14 protein-coding genes are annotated in these 17,584 nt (G+C 70.7%); 2 read left to right on the top strand and 12 right to left on the bottom strand.

Annotated features, from left to right (window positions below; all coding sequences use genetic code 11):
* Positions 1-47: 47 nt before the first annotated feature.
* The 12 genes from ACFWV2_RS18645 to uvrA all read right to left on the bottom strand — a co-directional run bounded on the left by ACFWV2_RS18645 (position 48) and on the right by uvrA (position 15,995).
* Positions 48-383: an RNA polymerase-binding protein RbpA gene (locus ACFWV2_RS18645; protein ID WP_360782776.1), complete on the bottom strand. Its 336-nt coding sequence runs from the start codon at positions 381-383 to the stop codon at positions 48-50.
* Positions 384-460: 77 nt separating this feature from the next.
* The gene (secG, locus tag ACFWV2_RS18640) at positions 461-691 is read right to left on the bottom strand and encodes a preprotein translocase subunit SecG (RefSeq protein WP_024758014.1); all 231 of its coding nucleotides are present in this window, start codon (positions 689-691) and stop codon (positions 461-463) included.
* Positions 692-788: 97 nt separating this feature from the next.
* Positions 789-1,565 carry a triose-phosphate isomerase gene (gene tpiA, locus ACFWV2_RS18635; RefSeq protein ID WP_384406102.1) on the bottom strand — a complete coding sequence of 259 codons (777 nt, stop codon included), beginning with the start codon at positions 1,563-1,565 and terminating at the stop codon, positions 789-791.
* A gap of 7 nt (positions 1,566-1,572) precedes the next feature.
* Positions 1,573-2,784 carry a phosphoglycerate kinase gene (locus ACFWV2_RS18630; protein WP_384406101.1) on the bottom strand — a complete coding sequence of 404 codons (1,212 nt, stop codon included), beginning with the start codon at positions 2,782-2,784 and terminating at the stop codon, positions 1,573-1,575.
* A gap of 105 nt (positions 2,785-2,889) precedes the next feature.
* Positions 2,890-3,900, bottom strand: coding sequence for a type I glyceraldehyde-3-phosphate dehydrogenase (gap, locus tag ACFWV2_RS18625; RefSeq protein ID WP_384406100.1), 1,011 nt, complete (start codon positions 3,898-3,900; stop codon positions 2,890-2,892).
* Between the two features lie 218 nt (positions 3,901-4,118).
* The gene (locus ACFWV2_RS18620) at positions 4,119-7,070 is read right to left on the bottom strand and encodes a M14 family zinc carboxypeptidase (protein ID WP_384406099.1); all 2,952 of its coding nucleotides are present in this window, start codon (positions 7,068-7,070) and stop codon (positions 4,119-4,121) included.
* Between the two features lie 153 nt (positions 7,071-7,223).
* Positions 7,224-8,213, bottom strand: coding sequence for a DNA-binding protein WhiA (gene whiA, locus ACFWV2_RS18615; protein WP_148004599.1), 990 nt, complete (start codon positions 8,211-8,213; stop codon positions 7,224-7,226).
* On the bottom strand, positions 8,204-9,229 hold the full coding sequence (gene yvcK / locus ACFWV2_RS18610; RefSeq protein ID WP_360782791.1) for a uridine diphosphate-N-acetylglucosamine-binding protein YvcK: 1,026 nt from the start codon (positions 9,227-9,229) through the stop codon (positions 8,204-8,206). The genes whiA and yvcK overlap by 10 nt, the downstream gene beginning before the upstream one ends.
* Entirely contained in the window at positions 9,226-10,203 is a 978-nt protein-coding gene (gene rapZ / locus ACFWV2_RS18605) for an RNase adapter RapZ (RefSeq protein ID WP_384406098.1), read from the bottom strand. The genes yvcK and rapZ overlap by 4 nt, the downstream gene beginning before the upstream one ends.
* Positions 10,200-12,203 (bottom strand): excinuclease ABC subunit UvrC, encoded by a 2,004-nt coding sequence (gene uvrC / locus ACFWV2_RS18600; RefSeq protein WP_384406097.1) that lies wholly within the window; start codon positions 12,201-12,203, stop codon positions 10,200-10,202. The genes rapZ and uvrC overlap by 4 nt, the downstream gene beginning before the upstream one ends.
* Positions 12,204-12,339: 136 nt before the next feature.
* Positions 12,340-12,777: a Rieske (2Fe-2S) protein gene (locus tag ACFWV2_RS18595; protein ID WP_384406096.1), complete on the bottom strand. Its 438-nt coding sequence runs from the start codon at positions 12,775-12,777 to the stop codon at positions 12,340-12,342.
* Positions 12,778-12,965: 188 nt separating this feature from the next.
* Positions 12,966-15,995 carry an excinuclease ABC subunit UvrA gene (uvrA, locus tag ACFWV2_RS18590; RefSeq protein ID WP_384406095.1) on the bottom strand — a complete coding sequence of 1,010 codons (3,030 nt, stop codon included), beginning with the start codon at positions 15,993-15,995 and terminating at the stop codon, positions 12,966-12,968.
* A 168-nt stretch (positions 15,996-16,163) separates the two neighbouring features.
* Here uvrA and ACFWV2_RS18585 point away from each other — a divergent pair, with 168 nt between their 5' ends.
* Both ACFWV2_RS18585 and ACFWV2_RS18580 read left to right on the top strand, forming a co-directional pair.
* Entirely contained in the window at positions 16,164-16,847 is a 684-nt protein-coding gene (locus ACFWV2_RS18585; RefSeq protein WP_384406094.1) for a maleylpyruvate isomerase family mycothiol-dependent enzyme, read from the top strand.
* A gap of 19 nt (positions 16,848-16,866) precedes the next feature.
* Positions 16,867-17,523, top strand: a complete 657-nt coding sequence (locus tag ACFWV2_RS18580; protein ID WP_384406093.1) for an MBL fold metallo-hydrolase — start codon at positions 16,867-16,869, stop codon at positions 17,521-17,523.
* The last annotated feature ends 61 nt before the right edge of the window (positions 17,524-17,584 follow it).

The raw sequence follows: 17,584 nt of genomic DNA, 5'->3' as shown, positions 1-17,584 counted from the left end.
AAACCAGTTCGCGGCCGAGGCCCGTTCGTCACATCGTCACACCACGTTCAGATCTCGCCGCGCAGCTTGGCGAGCGCCTCGGCGAGGATCGCCTCGCCGTCCGCGTCGCTGCGTCGCTCACGCACATAGGCGAGGTGGGTCTTGTACGGCTCCGTGCGCGGCGGGTCCGGCGGATTGTCCCGGTCCTGTCCTGCCGGGAAGCCGCAGCGCGGGCAGTCCCAGGTCTCCGGGACCTGCGCGTCGCTGGCGAAGCTCGGCTGGGTCTCGTGCCCGTTCGAGCACCAGAAGGAGATGCGGGCGCGCGGCGCCGACTCGCCACGCTCGGCCTCACCCATCGGCCCCGCTCCGACCCGGCTTCCCCGGATCGCGTTGCCACTTGCCACGGTCGTAACTCCCTGCGTGATGGTGCTCGAAGATGCCCCAGTCTACGTAAGGCCCAACGCGCGTCCAGTGATTGGAGTTACCCGTCCAACTTCATCAGCAGACCAAGTACCACAATGCAGGCGAACCAGAGCAGACCCACCACGACGGTGATGCGGTCCAGGTTGCGCTCGGCGACCGAGGAGCCACCGACGGAGGACTGCATGCCGCCACCGAACATGTCGGAGAGACCGCCGCCCTTCCCCTTGTGCATCAGCACGAGCAGCATCAAGAGGCCGCTGAAGACGAGCAGGGCGATCGAGAACCCCATAACCACGGCTGGACCAACTTCCTCGGACTTATACGGACGGGGGCCGGGCACCTGCCCGACCCCCGCAAGGGTACGACGTAACTGCGCTACCGCATACTCACTGGTCGCGGAAGCGCGCGATCTTGACGAACTCGTCGGCGTCGAGCGCCGCGCCGCCCACGAGGGCGCCGTCGACGTCCGGCTGCGCCATGATCGCGGCGACGTTGCCGGCCTTGACCGAGCCGCCGTACTGGATGCGGACCTTGTCGGCCAGTTCCTGCGAGTACAGCTCCGCGAGGCGGCCGCGGATGGCCCCGCAGACCTCCTGGGCGTCCTCGGGGGTGGCGACCTCGCCGGTGCCGATGGCCCACACCGGCTCGTACGCGATCACGATGGACTCGGCCTGCTCGGCCGGGACGTCCTTCAGGCCTCCGTCGAGCTGGGCGAGGGTGTACTCGACCTGCTGGCCGGCCTTGCGGATGTCCAGACCCTCGCCGACGCAGAGGATCGGGGTCACGCCGTGCTTGAAGGCGGCCTTCACCTTGGCGTTGCAGACCTCGTCGTCCTCGGCGTGGTACTGGCGGCGCTCGGAGTGGCCGACGGCCACGTAGGCGCACTTCAGCTTGGACAGCATCAGGCCCGAGATCTCGCCGGTGTAGGCACCGGAGTCGTGCGCCGAGATGTCCTGGGCGCCGTACTTGATCTTGAGCTTGTCACCGTCGATCAGGGTCTGCACCGACCTCAGGTCGGTGAAGGGGACCAGGACCGCGACCTCACAGGCGTCGTAGTCCTTCTCGGTCAGGGCGAAGGCGAGCTTCTGGACGTGGGCGATGGCCTCGAGGTGGTTGAGGTTCATCTTCCAGTTGCCCGCCATCAGCGGGGTGCGAGTGCTCATGTGGGGGTCAGCCCTCCAGTGCGGCGAGGCCGGGAAGCGTCTTGCCCTCGAGGTACTCGAGGGAGGCGCCGCCGCCGGTCGAAATGTGGCCGAATGCCTTCTCGTCGAAGCCCAGGATGCGGACGGCGGCGGCGGAGTCGCCACCACCGACCACCGTGAAGGCCGGAGAGTCGACGAGCGCCTGGGCGACGGCCCTGGTGCCCTCGGCGTAGTCGGGGTGCTCGAAGACGCCCATCGGACCGTTCCAGAAGACGGTGCCGGCGTCGGCGACCTTCGAGGCGTAGAGCTTACGGGTCTCCGGACCGATGTCCAGGCCCTCCTCGTCCGCCGGGATGGCGTCCGCGGCGACCGTGGTGGGATGGGCCGGAGCCTTGGTCTTCAGGTCGGGGAACTCGGGAGAGACGAGGACGTCGACGGGGAGGACGAACTCCACGCCGCGCTCCTCGGCGCGCTTCAGGTAGTCCTGGACCGCGGGGACCTGGTCCTCCTGGAGCAGCGAGATGCCGACCTCGTGGCCCTGGGCCTTGAGGAAGGTGTACGCCATGCCGCCGCCGATGAGGATGCGGTCGGCCTTGTCCAGGAGGTGGTCGATCACACCGAGCTTGTCGGAGACCTTGGCCCCGCCGAGCGCGACCACGTAGGGGCGCTGGACGTCGTCCGTCAGCTTCCTCAGGACGCCGACCTCGGTGGCGATGAGGTAGCCGGCGGCGTGCGGCAGGCGCGCCGGGAGGTCGAAGACCGAGGCGTGCTTGCGGTGCACGGCGCCGAAGCCGTCACCGACGTACAGGTCGGCGAGGGCGGCCAGTCGGTCCGCGAAGGCGCCGCGCTCGGCGTCGTCCTTGGAGGTCTCGCCCGCGTTGAAGCGGAGGTTCTCGATGACGGCCACCCGGCCGTCGACGAGGCCGGCGACGGTGGCGGTGGCGGAGTCGCCGACCGTGTCCGTCGCGAAGGCCACCTCGGTACCCAGCAGTTCGCCGAGTCGCGCGGCGGCCGGGGCGAGCGAGAACGCCGGATCCGGGGCGCCCTTGGGGCGGCCCAGGTGCGAGGCGACCACGACACGGGCACCCGCGTCGGCGAGTGCCTTGACCGTGGGGACGACGGCGCGGATGCGGCCGTCGTCGGTGATGGTGGTGCCGTCGAGCGGCACGTTGAGGTCGGCGCGGACGAACACGCGCTTGCCTTCGACGCCCTCGTGGAGAAGCTCGTCGATCGTCTTCATCTGTTAACTGACTCCTTGGTACGCGGTGGAGCACACGAACAGGGCTCGCACAGCGCGGCGTTGCGCTGCCCGAGCCCTGCTCTCATCGAAAGCCCGCCCTGAAGCTTAGAGCTGGCCGCCGACGAAGACCGTGAGGTCGACGAGACGGTTGGAGTAGCCCCACTCGTTGTCGTACCAGCCGAGGATCTTGACCGTGCTGCCGTCCTGGACCATGGTCAGGGAGGCGTCGAAGGTGCAGGACGCCGGGTCGCTGACGATGTCGGAGGAGACGATCGGGTCCTCGGTGTAGACCAGGACGCCCTTCAGGTCGCCGTCCTCGGAGGCCTTCTTGAACGCGGCGTTGACCTCGTCCTTGGTGACCTCGCGGTCGAGGGTGACGACCAGGTCGGTGGCGGACCCGGTCGGGACCGGGACGCGCATGGCGATGCCGTCCAGCTTGCCCTTGAGCTGCGGGAGGACCAGGGCGGTGGCCTTGGCGGCGCCCGTCGTGGTCGGGATGATGTTCTCCGCGGCGGCGCGGGCGCGGCGCAGGTCCTTGTGCGGGAAGTCCAGGATGCGCTGGTCGTTGGTGTAGGCGTGGACCGTGGTCATCAGGCCCTTGACGATGCCGAAGTTCTCGTCGAGAACCTTCGCCATCGGCGCGACGCAGTTGGTGGTGCAGGACGCGTTCGAGATGACGTGGTGCTGCGCCGGCTCGTACTTGTCCTGGTTGACGCCCATGACGATGGTGATGTCCTCGCCGGAGGCCGGAGCCGAGATGAGGACCTTCTTGGCGCCACCGGCGATGTGCTTCTCGGCGTCGGCCTTCTTGGTGAAGATGCCGGTCGACTCGATGACGATGTCGACGCCCAGCTCGCCCCAGGGGATGTCGGCCGGGTTGCGCTCGGAGAGCACCTTGATGGTGTGGCCGTCGACCGTGATGGTGTCGGCGGTGTGGGTGACCTCGGCCTTGAAGCGGCCCAGAATGGTGTCGTACTTGAGCAGGTGGGCCGTGGTGGCGGTGTCACCCAGGTCGTTGACAGCCACGATCTCGATGTCCGCACCCTGCTCAAGGAGCGCGCGGAAGTAGTTCCGGCCGATGCGGCCAAAGCCGTTGATGCCTACGCGGATCGTCACGAACCGATCTCCTCGTTAGGTACGCCGGAGTGCTCGACGCCGGCGAGATTTTTGTTTTTTGGGATGTCCCCGACCGCTTACGACCCTACCCCCACAGGCGCCCGGGAGTGACATCGGCCGCATCCGCACATGCCCGGAAAGTGAGGGAAAACGGCTGACGGCCCGTACCTACCAGCGGGTACGGGCCGTCATGGGACCTTTGTCCCCACTACTCTCCGTCAGCGGCGGAGCGTCCCGAGAGCGCGGCCGACGAGTCGTGCCCGCTCGGACGCGCCGGTCACGTGCTCCAGGCCGTAGCCGAGGAGGACGGTGTCACGCGTGGTGACCGCGGCCTGGGAGTGGAAGAGGGCCGCGGAGCGCGTCCAGTCGGCGCCGTTGCCGGGGCTGCCGGCCGGGGCGCCGGGGACGGTCCACGCGCCGAGGGAGGTCTCGAAGCCCTCCGCCTCGGTGGTGGAGCCGATGACGAGGCGGGTGTCGTCGACGAAGGCACCCGTCTCGCCGGTGCCGGGGTCGGAGACGTACGAGATGGACAGTTCGACCTGCTTGCCCGCCCAGGCGCTCAGGTCGACGGAGGCCTGCCGCCAGCCGTTGGAGGGGCCGGTGAAGGCGTTCCAGGAGCCGGTGGTGCCGGTGGCCGAGCAGCCGTCCTCGCCGACGGTGAGGTAGTGGGCGAGGAAGGGGTGGCCCCGGACGTAGTAGCCCTCGCCGCAGTCGGCGGGGGGCTCGCTGGACGTGCCGCCCCTGGTGTCCGGCAGGGTGGTCCAGTCGTCCTGGCCGACGGTGTGGGCCTCGACGACGAGGTTGTCGTAGCCGGGCTCGGTGTCGTAGCTGATCTGGAAGTCCAGGCGCGGTGCGGCTCCGGCGGCGACGCCGGTGAGGTCGACGGTCCTGCTGAGCCGGGCCCAGGTGTCGTCGGCGTGCTTGACGGCCACGAAGGTCTCGCCCTCCGCGGGCTCGAAGGGGGTGCGAACGCCCGGGTAGTCACCGGCGGAGGCGCTGCTCGCGAACTGCGGGAACTCCTTCGGCTTCAGCGTGTCGGAGGTGACGGTGTACGCGCCCGCGTTGTCGAGGGGGTTGTCGGCGGCGGCGCCGAGCGTCGCGCCGACGCCCGCGAAGGCGCCGGTGCCGGCGAAGGCGGGCGGGTTCCCGAGGCCGGCGCGGTGGTAGGCGCCGAGGTAGTACTGGGCGAAGTCGTTGGTCTCGGCCAGGCCGACCCGGGTGAGTCCGCCGGACTTCTCCCCGGCGTTGATCAGCTTGCCGCCCTCGTTGAGGTAGGCGCGGACGGCGAGCTGGGTGGACCCGGAGGGCCGCTCGGCGCCGGTGTACCAGACGACGGTACGGAAGTGGGAGAGGACGCCGAGGGCGTCCGGGGTGCCCTGGGTGGCGACGTCCCAGACGGCGGCCTTGCGGCCGTTGTCGGCGAGCGCCTTCACATAGGCGGCGGTGTGCCGGGCGGCGGCGGTGCCGCCCTCGTCGGCGAGGACGAGCACGTCACCGCGGGGGCGCTCGGCCACCCTGTACGTGAAGGGGGCGGAGGTGGTGGTCCGGCCCTCGCGCGTGCGGGCGGTGAACCAGACCTCGACGGAGTCGCCGGGCTCGGCGTCCTCGATCTCGGCGCGGTACTCGTCGAAGTAGAGGTTGTCCTCGCCGCCGAAGGTCTCGCCGCCCTTCCAGGCGTCGAGCCCTTCGCTGTGGGTGCGGCCGCCGTTGATCCGGTACTTCAGGGTCTTGCCGCGCAGGGACTTGCGGGCGGTGACGGCGACCTCCTGCTCCTCGCCGCGGGCGTAGGAGGTGGTGAAGGTCTTCGGGGTGAAGTCGGGGGCGTCGACGCCGACGGGAGAGACGGGCCGGTCCGGGTGGGCGGCGGTCTCGGCGACGGCGAGCGCGAAGGGGATGTTCTTGGCGAACTCGGCCTGGATCAGCTTCTCGTCGTCGGGGAAGGTGAAGACGGAGGCGCAGTCGGCGGGGTTCCAGGCGTCGTTCGGGTCGACCCGGGAGGCGGTGGCGCAGGTCGACATCTCCGGGGTGAACATCTGCGTCCCGTTGACGTTGGCGGCGTGTCCGTCCGCCTCGCCGTTGGTGATGTACAGCTCCGAGGAGACCTGCGGCCGGTAGCCGGGCACGGCGGGCTTCTGCGGCGTGCCGGCGAGGGCCTTGAGGGCCACGTCGTCGGGGGTGTCGGTGGCGACCTGCCAGCCGACGCCGTAGAGGATCAGCTGGGCGGCCGAGTGGTAGTTGATGCCGTACGCGAAGCCGATGCGCTTCTGGAAGGCGTCGATGGCCTTGGTCTCGGGCTCCGACATGGGGCCCTTGCCGCGGAAGGTCTCGTCGGCCGGGTCGGGCGACGAACCCTCGTTGTCGTAGCCCCACTTGTAGGCGAAGTTGCGGTTGAGGTCGACGCCGTCGCCCGGGGCGATCCTGCCGTCGCCGTCGTTGTCACGGAGGTTCTTGCGCCACTGCCGGTTCGCGGGGTCGGCGTGCGTGTGGTCGTAGCCGTCCGGGTTGGCGGAGAGCACGAACCACAGCTCGGTGGAGTCGACGATCCGGGTGATCCGCTCGTCCTTGCCGTACCCGTCCAGGTAGTGGTGGAGCAGCCGCCGGGTCATCTCCGGCGTGATCCACTCGCGCGCGTGCTGGTTGGACATGTACAGGGTCGCGGGCTTCGAGCCGTCCTTGACGCGCTGGGCACCCTTGCTGACCTTGAGGGCGAGGATGTCCTGGCCCCTGAGGGTCTTGCCGAGGGAGACGACCTTGGTGATCCCGGGGTTGGCCCGGGCGGTGTCGAGGATCTCCTGCTTGAGGCCGTTCGGCCCGCCGTACGGGCGGAAGACACCGTCCCCCGCGGCGGCCACCCGCTTCTCGGCCTGGGCGGAGAGGTGATGCTCGGCGAGCTCGACACCCTGGCCGCGCAGCTGTCCTGCCTGTCGGCCGGTGAGGAAGAGCTCGACCGTCGCGGAGCCCTTCTCGGGCACCCGCTCGGTCATCTCGTGGGCGTCGGCGCCGGCCTCCAGGAGCAGCGGGACCTGCTCCTTGGTGACCTCGGCCCGCCATACGGAGAGGGCGTCACCGCCGTCCCGGTCGTTCTGCTGCGCTCCGGCGACGGGTGCCATCGCCACTCCAGCGATCAGCAGTGAAGCCGCGGCGAGGATCGATCTCGCTCTGCGTCTCATGAGCCCCCCTTGTTGTCGTCTGCCACGAAGGTGAACAGACGCCAGGCTCATGGGCGCCCATGGGCCTGTCAAGGGTGCCTCGCGGGCGTACGCGAAAAGCTGCCGGCGCCTCAGAAAGGCACCGGCAGCCCGGAGTTCACGCTTCCGTACGGATCAGCCGACGAGGCTGTCGTCGAGCTCCTCGCTCAGGTTGGACTCGGTCCCGGGGATCCCCAGGTCCTGCGCCCGCTTGTCGGCCATCGCGAGCAGCCGGCGGATCCGGCCGGCCACCGCGTCCTTGGTCAGCGGCGGGTCGGCGAGCGCGCCCAGCTCCTCCAGGGAGGCCTGCTTGTGCTCCATGCGGAGCCGGCCGGCCGCCGCGAGGTGCTCGGGCACCTCCTCGCCGAGGATCTCCAGGGCGCGCTGCACCCGGGCCCCGGCGGCGACCGCGGCGCGGGCCGAACGGCGCAGGTTGGCGTCGTCGAAGTTGGCCAGGCGGTTGGCGGTGGCGCGGACCTCGCGCCGCATCCGCCGCTCCTCCCAGGCGAGCACCGATTCGTGCGCGCCGAGGCGGGTGAGGAGGGCGCCGATCGCGTCGCCGTCGCGGACGACGACCCGGTCCACACCCCGTACCTCGCGGGCCTTCGCCGCGATGGAGAGCCGCCGCGCCGCGCCGACCAGGGCGAGCGCGGCCTCCGGACCCGGGCAGGTCACCTCCAGGGAGGAGGAGCGGCCGGGCTCGGTCAGCGATCCGTGCGCGAGGAAGGCGCCCCGCCAGGCCGCCTCCGCGTCACAGGTCGCCCCGGAGACCACCTGCGGGGGCAGACCCCGGATGGGGCGGCCCCGTCCGTCCACCAGACCCGTCTGCCGGGCCAGCTGGTCGCCTCCGGCCACCACCCGCACCACGAACCGCGAGCCGCGCCGCAGACCGCCGGGGGCCATCACGATGAGCTCCGAGCTATGCCCGAAGATCTCCAGGATGTCCCGCTTGAGGCGGCGGGCCGCCATCGCGGTGTCGAGCTCCGCCTCGATCACGATGCGGCCGCTCACCAGGTGCAGCCCGCCCGCGAACCGCAGGATCGACGAGACCTCTGCCTTCCTGCAGCAGGTCCGGGTGACGGGAAGCCGGGAGATCTCGTCCTTCACCGCTGCCGTCATCGCCATGGGCCGATCCTTCCATGCATCCGAAAAATACGGTCGTACGCGGCGGCCAACAGCTCCGGGTCATGCTTCGCGGAGCCGTCGGACCCGGCCACCGGCGCCAGCTCGACCGCGGCACCGAGCCGCTTGGCGGCATCGGAGAGGGACTCGCGATCGGGCACGGCGGCCTCGTCGGCCAGCACCACGTCCAGGGCGAGTTTAGGGGCGTGTCGTCCCAAAACCTCCAAATGACGCTGCGGTGAGAAGCCCTCGGTTTCTCCGGGTTGCGGCGCGAGGTTCAGCGAGAGCACCTTCCGGGCCTTCGTCTCGACCAGGGCGTCGAGCAGCTCGGGCACCAGGAGGTGCGGGATCACCGAGGAGAACCAGGAGCCGGGTCCGAGGACCACCCAGTCCGCGTCCAGGACCGCCGCGACCGCCTCCGGCACCGCCGGCGGGTCGTTCGGCACGAGGTGGACGGACTGCACCTCGCCGGGGGTGAGCGCCACGGTCGCCTGCCCGCGCACGGTGTCCACGTCGTCCGGCCGCTCCGGGTCGTGGCCCTTGACCAGCGCCTGGAGCTCCAGGGGCACGGCGGACATCGGCAGCACCCGGCCGTGGGCGCCGAGCAGCCGGCCCACCAGGTCGAGGGCCTGCACGGGGTCACCGAGCTGCTCCCAGAGGGCGACGATCAGCAGGTTGCCCACGGCGTGGCCGTGCATCTCGCCCTTGGACTGGAAGCGGTGCTGGATCACCCGGGCCCAGGTCTGGCCCCAGTCGTCGTCGCCGCAGAGCGCGGCGAGCGCCTTGCGGAGGTCCCCCGGGGGCAGCACGCCGAGCTCCTCCCGGAGCCGGCCGCTGGAGCCGCCGTCGTCGGCGACGGTGACGACGGCCGTGAGATCGCCGGTGATCCGGCGGAGCGCGGCGAGGGAGGCCGAGAGGCCCATGCCCCCGCCCAGGGCGACCACCTTGGGCTGGGTCCCCCGCCTGCGGAGCGTGCGCCGCGCCACGAGGGTGGAGGCACGCCGGCGGTACGGCTTCACTCGCGCCCCATGTCCCGGTGCACGACGACGGTCTCGACCCCTTCGGCGGCGATGCGGGCGGCGAGCCGCTCGGCGGTGGCCACGGAGCGGTGCTTGCCGCCGGTGCAGCCCACGGCGACGGTCACGTACCGCTTGCCCTCGCGCCGGTAGCCCGCGGCGATCAGCTGGAGCAGCTCGGTGTAGCGGTCGAGGAACTCCTTGGCGCCGGGCTGGTTGTAGACGTAGTTCGACACCTCCTCGTTGAGGCCGGTGAAGGGGCGCAGCTCGGGGACCCAGTGCGGGTTCGGCAGGAAGCGCATGTCGACGACGAGGTCGGCGTCGACCGGCAGGCCGTACTTGAACCCGAAGGACATCACGGTGGCCCGCAGCTCGGGCTCCTCGTCCCCGGCGAACTGGGCGTCCATCTTGGCCCGGAGTTCGTGGACGTTGAGGCTGGAGGTGTCGATGACCAGGTCGGCGTCGCCGCGCAGTTCGCGCAGCAGGTCGCGCTCCGCGGCGATGCCGTCGGTGATCCGGCCGTCGCCCTGGAGCGGGTGCGGCCTGCGGACCGACTCGAAGCGCCGGACCAGGGCGTCGTCGGACGACTCCAGGAAGACGATCCGGCGGGTGACCTGCTTGGCGTCGAGGTCGGCGAGGGACTCCCTGAGGTTGTCGAAGAACTGCCGGCCGCGGACGTCGACGACGACGGCGATCCTGGCGACGTTGCCCTGGGAGCGGGCGCCGAGCTCCACCATGGTGGGGATCAGCGCGGGCGGCAGGTTGTCCACGACGAACCAGCCGAGGTCCTCCAGACACTTCGCCGCGGTGGACCGGCCGGCTCCGGACATGCCGGAGATGATCACCAGTTCGGGGATGGCCGCCTCGGCGCCGTTGTCGCCGGGGGTCTCCTTCGTGCCCGTACTCACGTGTCCTGCTCCGTCTTCTCGGTCGTGCTGGTCTTGCTCTTCGTTGCGGTCCTGCTCGTGCGCGGTCATGCCGTGCCGCCCCCGTCGTCTTCCATGATCTCTCCTGTCGCCGTGTTCACGGCGGGTGCGGCCGGGGCCGCCTGGGCGAGGGCCACGACGACCGCCTCCGCGGTCTTGCGGCCCATGCCGGGTACCTCGCAGATCTGCTCGATTGTCGCCTGTCGCAGCCGTTTCACCGAGCCGAAATGCTTGATCAACGCGCGTTTCCGGGTGTCGCCGAGGCCCGGGACCACATCGAGGGGGCTGGTCCGGATACGTTTCGTCCGCTTGGACCGCTGGTAGCGGATGGCGAAGTCGTGAGCCGTGTCACGCACCCGCTGGAGCAGGTAGAGGCCCTCGCTGGAGCGGGGCAGCACCACCGGGTCGTCGTCGCCGGGCAGCCACACCTCCTCCAGGCGCTTGGCGAGCCCGCAGACCGCGATGTCGTCGATGCCGAGTTCGTCGAGGGCGCGCCGGGCCGCGGCGACCTGGGGCTGTCCGCCGTCGACCACGACGAGCTGCGGCGGGTACGCGAAGCGCTTGGGCCCGCCGCTCTCCTCCGGGCCGTCGACGATGTCCTCGGGGTCCTGTCCCCCGCCGTCGGCGGACAGGTCCCATTCCCCGGTCTTCTCCTTCTCGGCGAGATAGCGGCGGAACCGGCGGCCGATCACCTCGTGCATGGACCGGACGTCGTCCTGGCCCTCGAAGCCCTTGATCTGGAAGCGGCGGTACTCGCTCTTCCGCGGCAGCCCGTCCTCGAAGACCACCATCGAGGCGACCACGTCCTCGCCCTGGAGGTGGGAGATGTCGAAGCACTCGATCCGCAGCGGCGCCGAGTCCAGGTCCAGGGCCTCGGCGATCTCCTCCAGGGCCCGGGAGCGGGTGGTCAGATCGCTGGCACGCTTCGTCTTGTGCAGCACGAGCGCCTGCTGGGCGTTGCGCGCGACGGTCTCCATCAGGTCCTTCTTGTCGCCGCGCTGCGGGACGCGCAGCGAGACGTTGGCACCGCGGCGGCCGGAGAGCCAGGCGGTGACGGCCTCCGCGTCGTCCGGCAGCGCGGGGACCAGGACCTCCTTGGGGACCGTGTCGCCGCTCTCCTCGCCGTACAGCTGCTGGATGGCGTGCTCGACGAGCCCGGCGGTGTCGACGGCCTCGACCTTGTCGGTGACCCAGCCGCGCTGGCCGCGGACGCGCCCGCCGCGCACGTGGAAGATCTGCACGGCGGCCTCCAGCTCGTCCTCGGCGAGGGCGATCAGGTCGGCGTCGGTGGCGTCGGCGAGCACGACCGCGCTCTTCTCCATGGCCCGGCGCAGGGCCCCTATGTCGTCGCGGAGCCGCCCGGCCTTCTCGTACTCCATGTCCTCGGCCGCCAGCATCATCTGCTTCTCGAGACGGCGGATGTACGTACCGGTACGGCCGGCCATGAAGTCGCTGAACTCCTCGGCGAGTTCGCGGTGCTCCTGGGGGGTGACCCGGCCGACGCAGGGCGCCGAGCACTTGCCGATGTAGCCGAGGAGGCAGGGGCGGCCGGCCGAGGTCGCGTTCCGGAACACCCCGGCGGAGCACGTCCGCACCGGGAAGACCCGCAGCATCAGGTCGACGGTCTCGCGGATCGCCCACGCGTGCGCGTACGGCCCGAAGTAGCGCACGCCCTTCTTCTTGTGGCCGCGCATGACCTGGACGCGCGGGAACTCCTCGTTCATGGTCACCGCGAGGTACGGGTAGCTCTTGTCGTCCCGGTACTTCACGTTGAACCGGGGGTCGTACTCCTTGATCCAGGAGTACTCCAGCTGGAGCGCCTCGACCTCGGTCGAGACGACGGTCCACTCCACGGATGCGGCGGTGGTCACCATGGTGGCCGTGCGCGGGTGCAGGCTCGTGAGCGGCTGGAAGTAGTTGGCGAGCCGCTGGCGCAGGGACTTCGCCTTTCCCACGTAGATCACCCGGCGGTGCTCGTCGCGGAACTTGTAGACCCCCGGGGAGTCGGGGATCTGACCCGGCTTGGGGCGGTAGCTGGAGGGGTCTGCCATGGTCCCCACCCTACTGGCGGGCACCGACACTCCGGCCGGGCCCGCTCGTTGGCGGAACCCGGTGGGAGGGAGCTCGGGGCCCGGGGGGCCGGGGCCCGGCCTGGGTCCGGGGCGCGGTCCCGGGGCCCGGCCCTGCCTAGGTCCGGGGCGCGGCCTCGGGGCCCGCGACCAGCTTGCCGTTCTCGACGCGGATCGGGACCTCGGGGAGCGGCACGGTGGCCGGGCCCTTGAGGGCCTTGCCGGTCGTGACGTCGAAACGGCTGCCGTGGCAGGGGCAGTTGCCCTCGTTGTCCTCGATCTTGTCGAGGACGCAGCCGGCGTGGGTGCACTGGGCGCTGAACGCCTTGTACCGGCCCTCGGCCGGGCAGCTCACCAGGAGCCGCTGCTCGCGGTAGAGCCTGGCGCCGCCGACGGGGACCTCGTCCGGGGCGCCGAGGGCGACCGGGGCGGTCGGGGTCGGGACCCCGGCATGGCCGAGCTTGGACTCGGTGGAGCAGGCGGCGACTCCCAGCCCGGCGGCACCGGCGAGGGCGGCGCCTTTCAGGACGGTGCGGCGGCTGGACTGGCCGGACATGAAAGCTCCACGGTGGATCGGGGCAAGGCGTGACCGAACCGACGATACCGGCGGGTCCGCGGACCCCGTCGTCCGGGCCCTGGCCGTGGGCGGGCGTGCGGCAGGGCTCGCGGGCCCGGGTCGTCCCCTTCTCGGCGGCGTGCGGGACCGGGCGGCAGGGCCCCTGGGCGGGGGCCCTGCCTCGGGCGTCAGGCCTTGCGGGCCCGGGTCGTCGCCTTCTTGGCGGCGGCCTTCGTCGCGGTCGCCTTGGCAGCCGTCCTCTTCGCCGGCGCGGCGGCCTTGGCGGTGGTGGCCTTCTTGGCGGGGGCCTTCTTCGCCGCCGTCTTCTTCGCCCCGCGGGCGGCGGGGACGGTCCTTCCGGCGTCGCTGACCCGGTCCGCGCCGAGGATCTCGCGGAGGAACTTGCCGGTGTGGCTGGTGGACACCGAGGCGACCTCCTCGGGGGTGCCCTCGGCGACGACCAGACCGCCGCCGTTGCCGCCCTCGGGGCCCATGTCGATGAGCCAGTCCGCGGTCTTGATGACATCGAGGTTGTGCTCGATGACGATCACCGAGTTGCCCTTGTCGACCAGTCCGGACAGCACCTTGATCAGCTTCGAGATGTCCTCGAAGTGCAGACCGGTGGTCGGCTCGTCCAGGACGTAGACCGTGCGGCCCGTCGAGCGCTTCTGGAGCTCGGAGGCGAGCTTCACGCGCTGTGCCTCACCGCCCGAGAGCGTCGGCGCGGACTGCCCGAGCCGGACGTACCCGAGGCCGACCTCGTTGAGCGTGCGCAGATGGCGCGAGATGGTCGGGACGGCCTCGAAGAAGTCGAGGGCCTCCTCGATCGGCATGTTCAGGACTTCGGCGATGGACTTGCCCTTGTAGTGGACCTCCAGGGTCTCCCGGTTGTACCGGTCGCCGTGGCAGACCTCGCACGGGACGTAGACGTCCGGGAGGAAGTTCATCTCGATCTTGATCGTGCCGTCGCCGGAGCAGTTCTCGCAGCGGCCGCCCTTGACGTTGAAGGAGAACCGGCCGGGGAGGTAGCCCCGGACCTTGGCCTCCATCGTCTCGGCGAAGAGCTTGCGGACGTGGTCGAAGACGCCGGTGTACGTCGCCGGGTTCGACCGCGGGGTGCGGCCGATCGGGGACTGGTCGACGTGCACGACCTTGTCGACGAGATCGTCGCCGTCCACGCGCGTGTGCCGTCCGGGCACCGACTTGGCACCGTTCAGCTCGCGCGCCAGGTGGGTGTAGAGGATGTCGTTGACCAGGGTCGACTTGCCGGAGCCGGAGACGCCGGTGACGGCGGTGAGGACACCGAGCGGGAAGGAGACGTCGATGTCCCGCAGATTGTTCTCGCGGGCCCCGTGCACGGTGAGCCGCCGCCCGGGGTCCACCGGGCGGCGGATCTCCGGCGTGGGGATCGCCCGGCGCCCGGACAGGTACTGCCCGGTCATCGACTCCTCGTTGGCGAGGAGCTCCTTCAAGGTGCCGGAGTGGACGACCTTGCCGCCGTGCTCACCGGCGCCGGGGCCGATGTCGACGACCCAGTCCGCGACCTTGATGGTGTCCTCGTCGTGCTCGACGACGATGAGCGTGTTGCCCATGTCCCGGAGCCGGACGAGGGTCTCGATGAGCCGGTGGTTGTCGCGCTGGTGCAGGCCGATGGACGGCTCGTCGAGCACGTACAGCACGCCGACCAGACCCGAGCCGATCTGGGTGGCGAGCCGGATGCGCTGGGCCTCGCCGCCGGAGAGGGTGCCGGCGGCCCGGTTGAGCGAGAGGTAGTCGAGGCCGACGTCGACGAGGAAGCGCAGCCGCTCGTTGACCTCCTTGAGGACCCGCTCGGCGATCTTCTTGTCGCGCGCGCTGAGTGTCAGCCGGCCGAGGAACTCGGCGCAGTCGCTGATCGACATTCCGGAGACCTCGGCGATGGACTTCTCCATCACCGTGACCGCGAGGACGATCGGCTTGAGGCGGGTGCCCTCGCAGGTGGGGCAGGGCACCTCGCGCATGTAGCCCTCGAAGCGCTCCCGGCTGGAGTCGCTCTCGGCCTCGGTGTGACGCCGCTTGACGAAGGAGACCGCGCCCTCGAAGGCCGGGGTGGTGTACGCCCGCTCCCGCCCGTAGCGGTTGCGGTAGCGGACCTCGACCTGGGTCTTGTGGCCGTGCATCAGGGCCTTCTTGGCGCGCTGCGGCAGCCCCGCGTACGGGATGTCCGTGCGGAAGCCGAGCGCCTGGGCGAGCCCGCCGATGAGCCGGCCGAAGTACTCCTTGGTGTGTCCGTGCGACCAGGGATGGATGGCGCCCTCGTCGAGGGACTTGTCCTCGTCGGGGACGATCAGCTCGGGGTCGACCTCCATGCGGGTGCCGATGCCGGTGCAGTCGGGGCAGGCGCCGAAGGGCGAGTTGAAGGAGAAGGAACGCGGCTCCAGCTCCTCGAAGGACAGGTCGTCGTACGGGCAGTAGAGGTGCTCCGAGTACATCCGCTCGCGCTCGGGGTCGTCCTCCGGGAGGTCGACGAAGTCGAGCACGACCATGCCGCCGGAGAGTCCGAGCGCGGTCTCGACCGAGTCGGTGAGGCGGCGCTTGGCGCCTTCCTTCACCGTCAGGCGGTCGACGACCACCTCGATCGTGTGCTTCTCCTGCTTCTTCAGCGTCGGCGGTTCGCTCAGCTGTACGGTCACGCCGTCGACCCGGGCGCGGCTGTAGCCCTTGGTCTGGAGGTCGGCGAAGAGGTCGACGAACTCGCCCTTCCGCTCGCGCACGAGCGGGGAGAGCACCTGGAAGCGGCTGCCCTCGGGCAGCTCCAGGACGCGGTCCACGATGGCCTGCGGCGACTGGCGGGAGATGGGCCGGCGGCACTCGGGGCAGTGCGGCTTGCCGATGCGGGCGAAGAGCAGCCGGAGGTAGTCGTAGACCTCCGTGATGGTGCCGACCGTCGAGCGCGGGTTGCGCGAGGTCGACTTCTGGTCGATGGAGACGGCGGGCGACAGACCTTCGATGAAGTCGACGTCCGGCTTGTCCATCTGACCGAGGAACTGCCGGGCGTAGGAGGAGAGCGACTCGACGTAGCGGCGCTGCCCCTCGGCGAAGATCGTGTCGAACGCGAGGGAGGACTTGCCCGATCCCGAGAGCCCGGTGAAGACGATCAGGGAGTCACGCGGGAGGTCGAGCGAGACGTTCTTGAGGTTGTGCTCACGAGCGCCACGGACGATGAGACGGTCGGCCACGCCGGTCCGCACCTTTCTTCAGAGAGCGGATGTGCCTGACACACCCAACAACCAAGGATGCCGGATGCTTCCTCCGAGCGTATAGCACGCACATTCGATTTCCGGCCTCGTGGAGACCGCTTCACCCGAACGAGTGGCGAGACCCCGGTCGGCACTAGGGTCGGCGCCATGATCGACCACGAACGCGACCTTGCTCACCTCCGCGCAGCGACCGAAAGACTGCTGGACGCGGCCGCCTCCCTGGACAACGCGGCGACGTCCGCGCCGTCACGGCTGCCCGGCTGGACCCGGGGCCACGTGCTCGCCCACGTCGCCCGTAACGCCGACGCCCTGGTGAACGTCCTCCAGGGCCGTCCCATGTATCCCGACGCCGCGACCAGGGACGCCGACATCGAGCGCGACTCCGCCCGGCCGCCGGCCGTCCACCTCGCCGACCTGCGCGAGACCGCCGCCCGCTTCGCCGCCGTGGGCGCCGAGCCCGCCGACTGGAGCCGGACGGTCGAGCTCCGCAACGGCGTCACCGACAGCGCCTCCCGGATCCCCTTCCGCCGCTGGGTGGAGGTGGACCTGCACCACGTCGACCTGGGCGTCGGCTACGAGCTCGAAGACCTGCCCGAGGAGTTCGTCACCCGCGAGATCGCGTTCCTCGCCGACCGCTTCAGCGGCCTGGAGAGCGTGCCCGCGACGGTCCTCAGGTCCGACGACGGCGGGACGTGGACGACCGGCGGCCCGACCGGCGACGTCACCGTCACGGGCCCGGCCCCCGACCTCCTCGGCTGGCTCGCCGGCCGCCGCGACGGCTCCGCGCTCACGACGGAGGGCGGCCCGCTGCCGACGCTCCCGGCGCTCTGAACACCCCTAAGCTGAACACATGACGTACAGCGGAGTGGTGAAGGTCGGCGGACCGGCGGACGTGCACGAGCTGACGGACCTGATGATCTCGAAGGTCGCGGTCGGCCCGATGGACAACAACGCGTATCTGCTGCGCTGCCGGGCCACCGGCGAGCAGCTCCTGATCGACGCGGCCAACGACGCCGACACGCTGCTCACGCTGATCGGTGACGACGGTGTCGGAGCCGTCGTCACCACCCACCGGCACGGCGACCACTGGCAGGCGCTCGCCGAGGTGGTCGCCGCGACCGGCGCCGTGACCTACGCGGGGGCGTACGACGCGGAGGGCATCCCGGTCGCGACCGACGTGCCCGTCGAGGACGGCGACACGATCCGGGTGGGGCGGGTGGAACTGACCGCGCGCCGCCTGGTCGGCCACACCCCGGGCTCGATCGCCCTCGTCTACGACGACCCGCACGGCCACCCGCACGTCTTCACCGGCGACTGCCTGTTCCCCGGCGGCGTGGGCAACACCCGGAAGGACCCGGAGGCCTTCGCGAGCCTCCTCCACGACGTGGAGACCAAACTGTTCGCGGCGCTCCCCGACGAGTCCTGGATCTATCCGGGCCACGGCAAGGACACCACGCTCGGTGACGAGCGCCCGTCCCTGGCGACATGGCGCGAGCGCGGCTGGTGATCCCCGGCGGGACCGAGAGCGCGCGGCCGAGCAGCGTCGCACTCCCGCACGCCCCCGTAAC

It is taken from the genome of Streptomyces sp. NPDC058671, from assembly GCF_042716475.1.
Classification (GTDB): Bacteria; Actinomycetota; Actinomycetes; order Streptomycetales; family Streptomycetaceae; genus Streptomyces.
This window is presented reverse-complemented; position numbering and strand designations above follow the sequence as displayed.

Coding starts and splice junctions, on each gene's coding strand:
- secG (WP_024758014.1), bottom strand. CDS start 691: ATGGGGTTCTCGATCGCCCTGCTCGTCTTCAGCGGCCTCTTGATGCTG.
- tpiA (WP_384406102.1), bottom strand. CDS start 1,565: ATGAGCACTCGCACCCCGCTGATGGCGGGCAACTGGAAGATGAACCTC.
- ACFWV2_RS18630 (WP_384406101.1), bottom strand. CDS start 2,784: ATGAAGACGATCGACGAGCTTCTCCACGAGGGCGTCGAAGGCAAGCGC.
- ACFWV2_RS18620 (WP_384406099.1), bottom strand. CDS start 7,070: ATGAGACGCAGAGCGAGATCGATCCTCGCCGCGGCTTCACTGCTGATC.
- whiA (WP_148004599.1), bottom strand. CDS start 8,213: ATGGCGATGACGGCAGCGGTGAAGGACGAGATCTCCCGGCTTCCCGTC.
- rapZ (WP_384406098.1), bottom strand. CDS start 10,203: ATGACCGCGCACGAGCAGGACCGCAACGAAGAGCAAGACCAGCACGAC.
- uvrC (WP_384406097.1), bottom strand. CDS start 12,203: ATGGCAGACCCCTCCAGCTACCGCCCCAAGCCGGGTCAGATCCCCGAC.
- ACFWV2_RS18595 (WP_384406096.1), bottom strand. CDS start 12,777: ATGTCCGGCCAGTCCAGCCGCCGCACCGTCCTGAAAGGCGCCGCCCTC.
- ACFWV2_RS18585 (WP_384406094.1), top strand. CDS start 16,164: ATGATCGACCACGAACGCGACCTTGCTCACCTCCGCGCAGCGACCGAA.
- ACFWV2_RS18580 (WP_384406093.1), top strand. CDS start 16,867: ATGACGTACAGCGGAGTGGTGAAGGTCGGCGGACCGGCGGACGTGCAC.